Source organism: Xanthomonas sp. F14, from assembly GCF_014199865.1.
In genome coordinates this window covers 437260-449457 of sequence record NZ_JACHOM010000002.1, presented here as the reverse complement: position 1 = coordinate 449457, position 12198 = coordinate 437260, and the positions used below count along the sequence as shown (strand labels likewise).

The window sequence follows — 12198 nt, the reverse complement described above, 5'->3', positions numbered from 1 at the left end:
ACCTGCCTATACTGCGCGCATGCAACCTGCCGACCTTGCGCATCTTCCCGACGAGGAGCTCATGCTCCTCGTCGCCAATGGTTTTGTCGAACAGCCGGCCACCGAGTTGTTCACGCGTCACAACCGCGCCCTGTTCAACTTCCTGGCCTGGTTGTGCGAAGGCAACCTGAGCGAAGCCGAAGACCTCGCGCAGAAGACCTGGGTCAAGCTGATGACCCGCTGCAGCGACTACCGCCCCGGGCAAGCCGCCTTCACCAGTTTTCTGTTCCAGATCGCGCGCAACGGCTGGATCGACACCCGTCGCAGCGCCTCTCACAGCACCTCGGTGGCGCTGGACGACGCGCATCTGCAGCTGCCCGATGACGATCTGTCCACCGAGCAGCTGGCCATGCTCGGCCAGCAACACCATCGCGTGCGCGCCGCGGTGATGGCATTGCCCGACGCACAACGCGAAGTGGTGGTGCTGCGCTTCTTTGCCGAGCTCGGCGTCGACGAAATCGCCCAGGTGATCGGCGAAGGTTTCGAGACCGTCAAGAGCCGGCTGCGCTATGCATTCGCAAAGTTGCGCCTGAGCCTGGACGCGACCCGATGAGCCAGTCCTTCGAACGGTTTGTCGCCGGCAGCGACGGGCTTGCCGCACTGCTGCGTGCACTGCCGGCGCATACGCCGCCAGCGTCGATGCAGGCGTGGTTCGCACAGGCCGCACGCAACGCCGATGCCGAACGCGCGGCAGTGCATCCAACGCAGGACACCTTGCAGTTCGAAGCACCCGCCACGATGGCGGCGATGTTTGCGGCCGCCGCCGCGCAGGCGGAGCAGGCGCAGGCCGTACGGCGTGCTGCCGTGCAGGCGCGTCTGGCACAGGGCCAACCTATCGATCAGGCCGGGACGACGAATCTGAGCGAGTCCGCGCGTGCGTGGATCGCCGCGCAACCGCCACACGCCGATATGGCAGAGCTGCGTCCGACCGCGGGCGTGGCCGCAGCAGCAGCTGCGTCGCTGGCTACGGCGGCACCGGCATCTGCGCAGGAAGCCGGAGCTGCCGCGCTTCCCGGGCCTGATAGCGCGTCCACATCCACCTCCGATGCATCGGCGCAGGCGCAGGCATCAGCAGCCACAGCAAGCTCAAATCCCGCCCCTGCCGGCAACGCAGCCGCCCGCCGACGCAGCAGCCGTCGCCCGCGCTGGATGCCGACGCTGGCCTTCGCTGCATCGATCACCCTGGTGGTCGGCATCGGATTGCAGTGGCAGGCCGGTCAGCCCTCTGCGGAAGCGCCGGCAGCAGCTGCAGTCGGGACGGCAGTCGTCGAACCGTCGACAGTTCACCCAGCCAGGCGCGCGCCTGAGCAGGTCGATCCCGGCGCAGAGCATGTGTTGGTTTTGCCTGCGATGCCGGCACCAGCGGATGCCGAAGTCCCCGAAACCGCAGCGCGCCCGAGCGCGGCAGCGCCCTCCCCGCCGCCAGCGCCGTCCCCCCTGGCACCGCCCGCCTTGGCCCCGGAACCAGTCAGTGCAGCGGCGCCTGTAGCGCCTGCGCCTTCAGTCGACTCCGCACTCGCCGCCGAACCCACGCCAGGCACTGACCTGCAATCTGCCGACGCGCAGCCATCTGCGGCGCCTGCGCCAGCTCCGGCTCCAATCGCCGCACTCCACGAGGATGCGTCGGTAAGTGGCTCGCTCGCAGCCAGTGCCCGGCGCAGCGCGCCTGCAGCACTTGCCCCCATCCCGCCCCCGCCCGCACCGGCATCGCTGCCGGCCCCGATGCCGGTGACCGAGCAGGCGCAGATCGTCATCAGCGCAACAGACGGCACGCTGCAATCACGCGCGCCTGGCGCAGGCCAGCCTGCACCGCTGCGTGTGCTCCATGCGCCGTTGGCGCAGACGGACGCCGCCCGCGCAACACCGCCAACCAGCCAACCAGCCTTCAGCACCACGGCGGTCGATGCCGGGATGTCTCGAGCAAAATCTGCCCCGGTGCGCATCGCGCCGATAAAGCGCGCCATGCCCCCGGCCGACTGGCTTGCGCGCCACGCCGCTGCCGACGATCACGCGCCGGCTCGGATCCGCATCCTGGCCGCCACACCCGATGCACCCGAGGTGCAGGACTGGGCCACCCAACTGCGTGCGCGCCTCCGGCAACGCGGCTGGTCAACACAGGTGGAGGTCTTGCAGGATGCAGGGCTCGAAGCCGACCAGCTGCGTGTCGAGCCGCTGACCGCCACCCCCTAGGTCACCGCACATCGCGCATCGCTGTACCCGCCTGCGCAACCGGGCTCACGCACCCGCCGCCGGAGCGTCGTCGCGCAACCTGCTGGTCAATACATGGTCGCGCCAGATACCGTTCAATTGCAGATAACGGCGCGCATAGCCTTCGATCTGGAATCCCAGCCGCTGCAGCACACGCGCACTGCGCAGGTTGTCGGGGACGTATTGCGCCATCACCCGATGCAGGCCAAGCGGGCCGAACGCAAACTCGATGCCCTGCGTGGCCGCCCACTGAATCAGGCCGCGCCCCTGCTGCTGCGCATCCAGGCCATACCCGAGATGACAGCCCTGGAAGGCACCGCGCTGGATCTGGGTGAAGCCGACCGTGCCGATCACCTGCGCATCGCGCAGCAACACCAGTTGCAACTCGCGCTCGCCCGGCACCGCGGTGCGGTAGGCGATGCTCAGCCGGCGCCAGCCCTCGGTGGTGTAGAACGCCGGTGGCCGCAGCGGCATCGCCGCGGCCAGATGCGCGCGATTCCGGCTGTGGTAATCGGCCATCGCGGCCGGATCGACGATGGCCAGATCGCACAGCAGCACACCGTCGGCGTGCTCGACCGGCGCGAAGACGGGAAGACTCATGACAGCCGCGGGCGCGCCTTGCGCGCGGCGTGCGAGTTGTGTGGAGCAGGCTGACACATACGGATCACGCCCCCGCAAACGGTTGCCCTACGGCAGCAAGACATCCCAGCCATATGCCGTGTCAGCATGCACTGCAAGCAGCAAGGCGGCGCTCGTCCGGGCAGCGCAGCGCCTACCCGATCCTCATCTCGACACTGCCCGCAACCGGGCAGCGTCGTCGCCCGGCAATGGCGCTTTAGGCGGCAACCGCCGCAAGCGCCTGCGCAACCTGCGCCTCAATCGCATCCAGGTTCGGCAGCAATGCGCTCTGCTCGCCCAGCAGCACGCGCATGTGCACGCCGTCGGGCAGCGCATCTTCAGAAGCGTCGGCCAGCAGGCCGTCGCGCGGCACCGAGATCAGCTGCGGGAACGAGGCGGTGAGCAAGGCGAAATACGGCAGCACCGGATTGCCGCCCAGCGCCTTGAGCACGATCACCTTGTTGTTGACCGCCGTAGGCTCCTCGCCCATGCCGCTCAAGCGCGCGAACGACAGCAGCGGCACCTTCCAGCCGTACCAGTCGATGCGCCCGACCACCCAGCGCGGCATCTCGGCCATCGGCTCGACCGCCACCCGCGACATCACCTCGGCCACCGTGGCGTTGGGCAGCAGCACGCGCTCCTGGCCGGCCTGGATCAGGACGCCGCGGATTTCGTCATTGTTGGCGTAGCTCATCGCACCTGTTCCGTTCTTGAGAGGAAGCGCCCGGCTTATGCCGGCCAGCGCTGCGCCAACGCCTGCGCCAGCTGCGCAGGGTCGCCGGTCAGAATGCCCTGGCGCGCCAGACGTGCCGCCGCGGCCGGGTCGTAGCAGCCGTCGGCGGATTGACCGGCCAGCCAGCCGCCCTGCTCGGCCAGCGCCAGCGCGGCCTCGACCAGCGCCTCGTTGGCGCCGCTGAGCATCAGCACCGCGCTGTCGGTCGGCGGCAACGCGGCCACCAGCCCGGCCGGATCGGCCTGCGCGACAAACGCCAGCGCTCCGGCATGTTGCTGCACGCCGATGTCGTCGGACAGCACGTAGACCTTGCCCGCCGCAATCACCTGGCCGGCTTCGCCCAGTTCGACCGGCAATGCCGACACGCGTCCCATCTGCCGCACCAGGTTGCCGTACTGGCCGCCATCCAGGGTCATGCGCACCAGCACGGCGCGCGGAAACGCCGGCGGCAGCGCGGACAGCAGGCGACGGATCGCATCCGGGCCGCCGATACCGGCCAGTACCAGCACCGCACCGGTGGTGTCACCGGCCTGATCCAGCTCCACCAGCGACAGTCCGCCGGTCGACAACGCGTCCATGTTCAATTCGGCACGCGGGCGCACCACCACCGCGACCTCGTCGACCAGGCCCCAGGTACTGGAATCGCCCAGCGTCAGGCCCGGCGTGTCGGCCGCGGCCTCGGACGTGTCCACGCCCCGTGCGAACAAGGCATCGCCGGGCACGCTGTCGAACGCATGCGCGGCTGCCTGCAGATGCTGGTCCAGCTGCAGGTCCGAATGCTGCCGCGGCGCCAGTTCCAGGCCCGGTTCGGGCTGCAGCGACGGCTCGCTCTCGGTGCCTGGCGGCAGTACGTCGGCATGGCCATGCAGCTTGGCGGCCAGATGGCGCACCCAGCGCTGCGCTTCCCAGCCCTCGCGGCGCACGGTCAGTTCGGCCTCGTCGAAGATCACCGTGACGCCGGGCATGTTGAACGCCGGCTCCAGCGCTTCGAGCGCGTCTTCGATCGACGGCTCCAGCGCGACCAGCACCGCCACCGGCTCGGCATCGCGCAGCATCTGCACATCTACCGCGGAGGGCTCGTCTTCCAGCACCACGTGGGCGCCAGCCAGGCCGAGCGCTTCACGCAGCCGCTCGCGCGCCTGCCCGGGGCGGCCCAGCAGGGCGACCGGAGTTCCCATTGCGCCATTATTCTCGGACACGGGCGATCCCCAGCAGGTCATACACGTTTCGCATCAGATCCAACTCTTGGTAAGGCTTGCCCAGGTAACGCTGCACGCCGATCTCGAAGGCGCGCTGGCGATGCTTCTCGCCGCTGCGCGAGGTGATCATCACGATCGGCACCGCCTTGAAGCGCGGGTCGGCACGCATCGCGGTCGCCAGCTCGTAGCCGTCCATGCGCGGCATTTCGATGTCCAGCAGCATCAGGTCGGGCACGCGCTCCTGCAGCAGTTCCAGTGCCTCGACACCATCGCGTGCGGTGGTGACATCCAGGTTGTGGCGTTCCAGCACGCGGCTGGTGACCTTGCGCATGGTCAGCGAATCGTCCACCACCATCACCAACGGCACCTGGCGCTGCGATTCGGCCGGGGTTTCCGGCGCCGGACGCGCCGGCTGGCTGAGATAGCGGCGCACCAGCGGGGCCACGTCCAGGATCACCACCACGCGGCCATCGCCGGTGATGGTGGCGCCGTAGATGCCCGGCACCGAAGCGATCTGCAGGCCCACCGGCTTGACCACGATTTCGCGGTTGCCCAGCACCTGATCGATCGCCACCGCCGCGCGCAGGTCGCCCGCACGCACCAGCAGCAACGGCACCTGCGCCTGACCATCGGCACGCGCGGCGGCCTGGCCGACCAGCGAGCCAAGATCGTGCAGCACGTACTCCTCGCCGGCGTAGTGGTAGCCGCCCTCGCCCGACTCGTAACGGCCGCGCGAGATGCGGCCGATACCACTGACCGACGCCACCGGCACCGCGAAGGTGGTATCGCCGATGCGCACGAACACCGCCTAGGTGACCGCCAGCGTCTGTGGCAGGCGCAGGGTGAAGGTGACGCCCTGGCCGCGCACCGAGTGGATGTCCACCGAGCCGCCGAGCTGACGCACTTCGTTGCGGACCACGTCCATGCCCACGCCACGGCCGGCCAGCTGGCTGACCTGCTCGGAGGTGCTGAAACCGGAGGCGAAGATCAGCCCATCCAGTTCGGCCTCGCTGAGTTCCTGGCCGGGTTCGATCAGGCCGCGCTGCTCGCCGCGGCGACGGATCGCCTCGCGGTCCAGCCCGGCGCCGTCGTCGGCCACTTCCAGCACGATTTCCGAGCCTTCGCGGCGCAGACGGATCGCGATGCTGCCCTCTTCCGGCTTGCCCGCGTCGCGCCGTTGCTCCGGCGCTTCCAGGCCATGTGCCACCGAGTTGCGCAGCATGTGTTCCAGCGGCGCGACCATGCGGTCGAGCACGTTGCGATCGAGCTCGCCCTGGGTACCTTCCAGCAGCAGATGCACCTGCTTGCCGGTATCGGTGGCGGCCTGGCGGACCACACGGCGCAGACGCGGCACCAGGCCGTCGAACGGCACCATGCGCGCACGCATCAGGCCGTCCTGCAGCTCGGAGCTGACGCGCGACTGCTGTTGCAGCAGGCCGTCGTATTGACGCGAGAGATCTTCCAGCACGCCCTGCAAGCCGCCCAAGTCGGCGGCCGATTCGTTCAGCGCGCGGCTGAGCTGCTGCAGGGTGGAGAAGCGGTCCAGTTCCAGCGGATCGAAGGTGCGATCGCCCTGATCCTGCTCGCGCTGATAACGCGCCACGATCTGCGCTTCGGTTTCCAGATCCAGACGACGCAACTGGTCGCGCAGACGGGCGTTGGTGCGATCCAGTTCGCCCATGGCGCCGCGGAAGGCGCCCATCTGCTGTTCCAGGCGCGAGCGGTAGATCGCCACTTCGCCGGCGTGATTGACCAGGCGGTCGAGCAGGTCGGCACGCACGCGCACCTGTTCCTGCTGCGCGCGCGGCAGCAGTTCTTCCTCGACCTGGCCGTCGACCGGGATGGGCGCCGACAGCGGTGCCGGTTCCACCGACGCCTTGGCGATCGCACGCACATCGGCGTCGCTGGGCTCTGCGGCATTGCGGCCACGGGTACGGGTTTCGAAGGCTTCCACCAGGTCGGTCGGCATCGCCACGGCGCGGTGCATGCCGGTGCGGGTCAACAGCTGATGCAGGCGGTCGAAGCCGCGCTCGAACAGGCGCACGTCGTCGCGGTCGATGTCGGTCCGGTTGGCCGCCACCGCTTCGAGCAGCGATTCGATCGCATGGCCGAGGTCGCCGATGGCGTTGATGCCGGCCATGCGCGCGCCGCCCTTGAGCGTGTGCAGGTCGCGCTGCAGTCCGTTGAGGACCTCGCGGTCTTCCGGCACCTCGCGCATGCGGGCGATCAGACCATCGCAATGGTCGAGCAGGTCGCGGCCTTCCTCGACGAAGATGTCGACCAGTTCGCCATCGAGCTGGTCGAAGTTGAGCGGGCCGGTATCGAAGGCTGCGCCCACGTCGTTGGCGGCGCTATCGCCCGCCGCAGCGTCTTCCACCGGCGCGCTGAAGGCCACGGCTGTGACGTCTTCGTGTTCGCTTGCGGAGTCGGTAGATACGACTTGCTCTGTGTGTCCGACCTGTTCGGCGTGCTCGGGATACTCGACTTGTTCGGCGTGTTCGACTTGCTCGGGATGCTCGACAGCATCCGTGTTGGCAGCCTCGAGCGTCGCGTCTGCGTCTGCGTCTGCGTCTGCGTCTGGATGCTGCGCGTGGACCTCGGCATCGGCATGGGTATCCGCCTCGGCGTCAGCAGCGACGTCCGAATGCAGCTCCGGCGCAATGTCCGACTGCGGATCACCGGTCTCTTCGACCTGATCAGCCACCTGCGCCATCTCGAAGGCTTGCACCGACTCGATGGTGTGTTCGGGTAGCGCTTCGGCAGCCTGCTGTGCGTCTGCAGCGTGGTCTGCGTCTGCGGGCTGTTCAACCTCTGCAGTTTGTTCCGCCGCTGCAGACTGTTCTGTTTCTGTAGCCTGCTCTGCTTCAGCCTGCCCTGCTTCTGGAGTCTGCTCGGCTTCCGCAACGTGCTCGACTCCGTCGGCATGCGTGTGCGCGTCTAGGTGTTCCTGCTCGTCCGAATCGACATGCGCTTCCGATTGCGCAGCCTCGTCCGTATGCGCAGGTTCCTGCAGGTGCACCTGCTCGCCCGACAGCGCATGTTCTTCGGAAGACGGATGCTCGCCCAACTGCGCCGTGTCTTGCACCTGCAACTGGTCGCCAAGCTGCGCGTCGGCATCCTGCGGCAACGCGGCATCGCCGTGCTGCGCTGCCTCGTCGGCGGGCGGCTGCGCCTGCGCACCGATAGCCTCGTCGTGCGGGGTGGACACGTGGTCGCCCTGCCCGGTCGACTCGCCATCCAGCGCCGCGCTGTCCTGCGTCCAGTCTTCGCTGGTCGCCGCATGCGTGTGGTCGGCCAGCGGGGCCTGCGCATGCACTGCTTCCAATGCCTCGATGGTCTCGACAGGCGCTTCGTCCGTGGACGCCGCGTCATCGCTCAATGCCGCTTCGGCATCCTGCACGCTTGCGTCAGCCTCGCGCTGGTCGTGCTGCTCGTACTCGGCAGCATGCTCGCCCGGCGACTGCTGCTCGGCGTCTGCACGCTCGGCAGCAATCTCCCCGGCTTCGGGTGCGGCGAGCGTCTGCGCATCGCCCAACGCGGCTTCCGCGTCGGACAACTCGTCCACTGCCACGTGCTCGCCAGCTTGCGGCACGTCGCCTGCGTGCGCATGCGACGCCGCATCGACATGGCCGGCCTGCTGCAATCCGGTCGCATCCCAGGCATCGGCGTCGACCACCGGCTCATCGGCCGGCGTGTCGTGCGCATCGACGCCAGGCGACTCGGCTTCGGCCTCGGCTTCGTGCTGGTGCTGGTGCTGGTGCTGGCGCTGGCGCTGGGCAGCATCGCCATGCGACGCCTCGGCGAGCTGCTCCGCTCCCGCATCGGAGGCGACTGCATCACCGGCCGGGGGCTGCGCAGTCTCGACCGAATCAGCAACCTGCTCCTGCTCCAGCGCAGCAACCTCAGCCGTCTGCGTCTGTTCGTGCGGTGCCGGTGCGTCCAGCGCAAGCGACGAGGTGTCTTCAGCCTCGGCCTCGGCCAGCTCGTCCACCGCGATCGCTGCGTCGGCATCGGCGTGCGCATCGGCATCCGCTGCGTCATCGGCGACATGCACGGGCGCGCTGTGATCGCTCGTATCCGACGGCAGCGCGCTGGCGTCCAGATACTGCGACAGATCCTGCGCGCCGGTCAGCTCGACCGCCGACTCGCTGCTGACCGCCATCTCGCCCGGCGCATCCAGATCTTCCAGCTCGTCCAGGAACGCCTGCGGTGGCCACTGCGCTTCCGGCAGCGTCTCCACCAGCGCGCGCAGGCGTTCGCTCAACGGCGCAAACGATGGAATCAACGGCGCATCGGCGCGCAAGGCGGTCACGGTGGTGGCGATTGCCGACGCCGTTGCGGCAATGGCGTCGATGCCCTCCTGCGAGGGGAGCAGCGACGCGGCAAGCAGACGCTTGACGTAGCTCTCGGCCGGCGTGGTCACCAGCGTGATTTCCGGCACGTCGGTCATCGCAAATGCGCCACTCATGGTGTGCACCGCGCGCAGCAATTCTTCGCTCGCCAGCTGCGGCTCGGCCTGGTTGGCCTGCAGCCATGCGTTGACGGTTTCCAGATGGGTGGCGACTTCGGCTTCCAGGATCTCGCGCAGCACGCTGTCCACCGAGGCCGGTGTGCCACCGGTCGCCGCGAACACGCCTGCCGCTGCCGGAATGAAGGCGACATCCGTAGCCACCGGCGTTGCCGGCGCGGCCACGTAGTAGACTTCTTCGCCCGCGGCCACACGCTCGGCAACTGCCTGGATGTCCGGCAGATCGGCGCTGATGCGGCCCTGGTCGCGCAATGCGGCGTTGAACTGCGGCAGCACTTCGTAGGCCAGTTCGACCATCGCCACCACCGCCGGGCTGGCCGGCCGCGAATTGTCGAGCACGCGGTTGAGCATGCTCTCGATCTTCCAGCTGAACTCGCCGAGCACCTGCGCGCCGACCAGGCGACCGCTGCCCTTCAAGGTGTGGAAGACGCGGCGGATCGGGCGCAGGTTGTCCTGGCTGTGTGGCGCGGCACGCCAGACCGGCAGCAGCTGACCCAGATTGACCAGCTCTTCGTCGAATTCCTCCAGGAATACGTCGCGGATGTCGTCGTCGATATCGCTGTCGCCAAAGCCGCCGAAGATGCCGGCATCGGCACTGGCCTGGGCCGGTTCGCTCGCTGCCGGCTCGGGCGCTGCCTTCGCAGTCTGACTGTCGGCATCGGTCGTGTGCTGTACCTGCGGACGCTGCACATCGAACTGCGCGGCGGCCGCGTCGAGCTGGGCCAGGAACGCCGTCGATGCGGCGTCCAGTTCGAACTCGCTGACCACCGCCTGCTGCACGCGCGGTGCGCTCTGCTCGGCGGCGTCGTCGGCCGGGGCTGGCTGCGGTTCGGGCGCGGAGTCGACGAACGGGTCGTCCAGCTCTTGCGGCGCCACGGGCGGCAGCGGCGGCGGCGAGAACGCATCCTCGATGCTGGTCTGCGCGCGGCCGGTCTGGGCCTGTGCGATGAAGTCCAGCGGTGCCTCGCTCTGGTCGGCATCGCCCGGCAACTCGATCTGCTCGATCTGCAGCGGCGTCGGTTCGGCAACCGCCGGCGTGGCGCTGTCGTCCTGCTCCAGCGCACTCAGATCCACGGTGTAGCTGACCTGCGCGGCATCGGCCGACACGCTGCCGTCCTGCTCGGCCAACACCGGGTCGAACACCGAGGTGGCGATCGGTGCGGCGTGCTCGGTGGTTTCCAGCTGCCAGTCGCCGGGCGCCTGCGCGCCATCGTCGGACAGGTCCAGCGGCGCAACCGTAAACGGCACGTGCGCCTGGCCGGAGACGGTTTCCTCGGCGGCGACCGGGTCGAACGAAAACACCGTGTCGGTAGCGGCAGCGCCGGTGTCGTGCACCACGCTGGCGGCGAACGGCGCCTCGACCACGGTTTCGTTGGCCCATTCCAGCGACGGCGTCGGCGCAGCGTCGTTGGCCCCCAGCGCCGGGGCAGCGGCCTGCTGCGCGAGCGATGCGGCGAGCTGCTCGGCCACGCTGCCCGGCTGGTCGGCACCGACCGGCAGGTCGGACGGCTGGCCCGAGGGCAGCGGCCAATAGCGCAGCGTTTCCAGGCTGTTGCGGGTGATGTCCAGGATTTCTTCGCGGCCGGGACGGCGCTCGCGCAGGGCTTCCAGGTAGTACTCCAGGCTGGCCATCGCATCGGCCAGGGTATCCAGCTGGCGCCCGCTGGGCACGCGCTGCTTGCCGATCAGTTCCAGATCGACATAGCGGCGCACGCCTTCCAGGTAATCGGCCGCCTGCGGCAGCTCGAGGATGCGCAGCGCACCGCCGACTTCGCCGAGCAGATGCGGCACGTCGGCCAGGCGGGCGTGGTCCCAGTTGGTCTCGATGAAGGCGACGAAATGCTCGCGCGCCGCACCGAAATTGGCGATCGCCTCCTGCGCCAGCACGTCCACCGTGCGCCGCACTTCCGAGGAGGTGGCGCTGTTGCTGGCTTCATTGCCGTCGCCGACATCGGCGCCCAGGCTGGCGACCTGGTCATCCAGCGAGGCATCGACATACAGCAGCGCGCCGGCGATATCCAGCAGCACGCCTTCGTCCATCTGCACCTGGCCGTCGACCACGCGCGCCAGCGCATCGCGCTGCTGCACGACCACATTGCGCGCCACGCCCAGGCCCATCATGCCCAGGGTGTCGGCAACGCTGCCGAGATCCTTGACCTGGGTCTGCAGCTCGGCGATCTCGCCGCCGGTACGCAGGTGCAGGTCCAGCGCGTCCTTGACGCGCAGCAATTCTTCCTTGACCGCGTTGCCGACGGTGTCGAGCAACTCGCGATTGCGCCCGCTCAGGCTGCCGCGCGCGTGATCCAGCTCGGCCTCGGTGGCGACGCCGGCCTGCGGATCGAACGCGAACAGCACGCTTTCGCTCAGACCGGGCTGACCACGCGTGGCACGGATTTCGTTGAGCAGCGGCAGCAGCACGATCGGAATGTCGCGGTGACCGTTCTGCAGGCGCTCCAGATAGTCGGGCAGCAGCACGGTGCCGCGCATCAGCATGGCGCAGGCTTCGTCGCGGTCGGCCACCTCGCCGACCTGCACCGCCTGGGCCAGCAGCTCGAGTTCTTCGGCCACCATCGCCGGGGCGTACAGCTCCACCATGCGCAAGGTGCCCTGCACCTGGTGCAGATAGCCGGCGCAGAAGCGCATCCGACTGGTGTCGGACGGTTCTTCGGCAAAGTACTCGATCTCGTTGCGCGCCTGGCGCAACGTCTCGTCCAGCTCCGGCTTGACCCAGCCCAGCGCGGCGTGACTCATCGCATCGCGAAGCGCACTCATTGCAGCCCCCTGCCTACGGCCGGGGTACCGCCGAGGCGGCCACCGGTCTGTTCCTGCATCGACGTAACGCTACTACGCGCCATCTGCTGATCCTTTCCCGT

Annotated in this window: 5 protein-coding genes and 1 pseudogene; 2 read left to right on the top strand and 4 right to left on the bottom strand. The window is 68.7% G+C overall.

Features of this window, described 5'->3' with window-relative positions; translation table 11 throughout:
• The first annotated feature begins 19 nt into the window (after positions 1–19).
• Positions 20–592, top strand: coding sequence for a sigma-70 family RNA polymerase sigma factor (locus GGR73_RS10370; protein ID WP_104576486.1), 573 nt, complete (start codon positions 20–22; stop codon positions 590–592).
• Positions 593–1761: 1169 nt separating this feature from the next.
• Positions 1762–2229, top strand: coding sequence for a hypothetical protein (locus tag GGR73_RS20300; protein WP_184456794.1), 468 nt, complete (start codon positions 1762–1764; stop codon positions 2227–2229).
• Between the two features lie 45 nt (positions 2230–2274).
• Here the strand turns inward: GGR73_RS20300 and GGR73_RS10360 are convergent, their stop codons facing one another.
• The 4 genes and pseudogenes from GGR73_RS10360 to GGR73_RS10345 all read right to left on the bottom strand — a co-directional run bounded on the left by GGR73_RS10360 (position 2275) and on the right by GGR73_RS10345 (position 12097).
• Complete coding sequence (locus tag GGR73_RS10360; RefSeq protein WP_184456793.1) at positions 2275–2847, bottom strand: GNAT family N-acetyltransferase; 573 nt, start codon at positions 2845–2847, stop codon at positions 2275–2277.
• 235 nt (positions 2848–3082) lie between these two features.
• Positions 3083–3559, bottom strand: coding sequence for a chemotaxis protein CheW (locus GGR73_RS10355; protein WP_024940325.1), 477 nt, complete (start codon positions 3557–3559; stop codon positions 3083–3085).
• Positions 3560–3594: 35 nt separating this feature from the next.
• Positions 3595–4776, bottom strand: a complete 1182-nt coding sequence (locus GGR73_RS10350) for a chemotaxis protein CheB (protein ID WP_054591004.1) — start codon at positions 4774–4776, stop codon at positions 3595–3597.
• Positions 4777–4783: 7 nt separating this feature from the next.
• Positions 4784–12097: pseudogene (locus tag GGR73_RS10345) on the bottom strand (Hpt domain-containing protein).
• Between the last annotated feature and the right edge of the window lie 101 nt (positions 12098–12198).

Bases quoted from the DNA above. Each gene is read 5' to 3' on its own strand.
- GGR73_RS10370 (WP_104576486.1), top strand. From the start codon at position 20: ATGCAACCTGCCGACCTTGCGCATCTTCCCGACGAGGAGCTCATGCTC.
- GGR73_RS20300 (WP_184456794.1), top strand. From the start codon at position 1,762: ATGCCGGTGACCGAGCAGGCGCAGATCGTCATCAGCGCAACAGACGGC.
- GGR73_RS10360 (WP_184456793.1), bottom strand. From the start codon at position 2,847: ATGAGTCTTCCCGTCTTCGCGCCGGTCGAGCACGCCGACGGTGTGCTG.
- GGR73_RS10355 (WP_024940325.1), bottom strand. From the start codon at position 3,559: ATGAGCTACGCCAACAATGACGAAATCCGCGGCGTCCTGATCCAGGCC.
- GGR73_RS10350 (WP_054591004.1), bottom strand. From the start codon at position 4,776: ATGGGAACTCCGGTCGCCCTGCTGGGCCGCCCCGGGCAGGCGCGCGAG.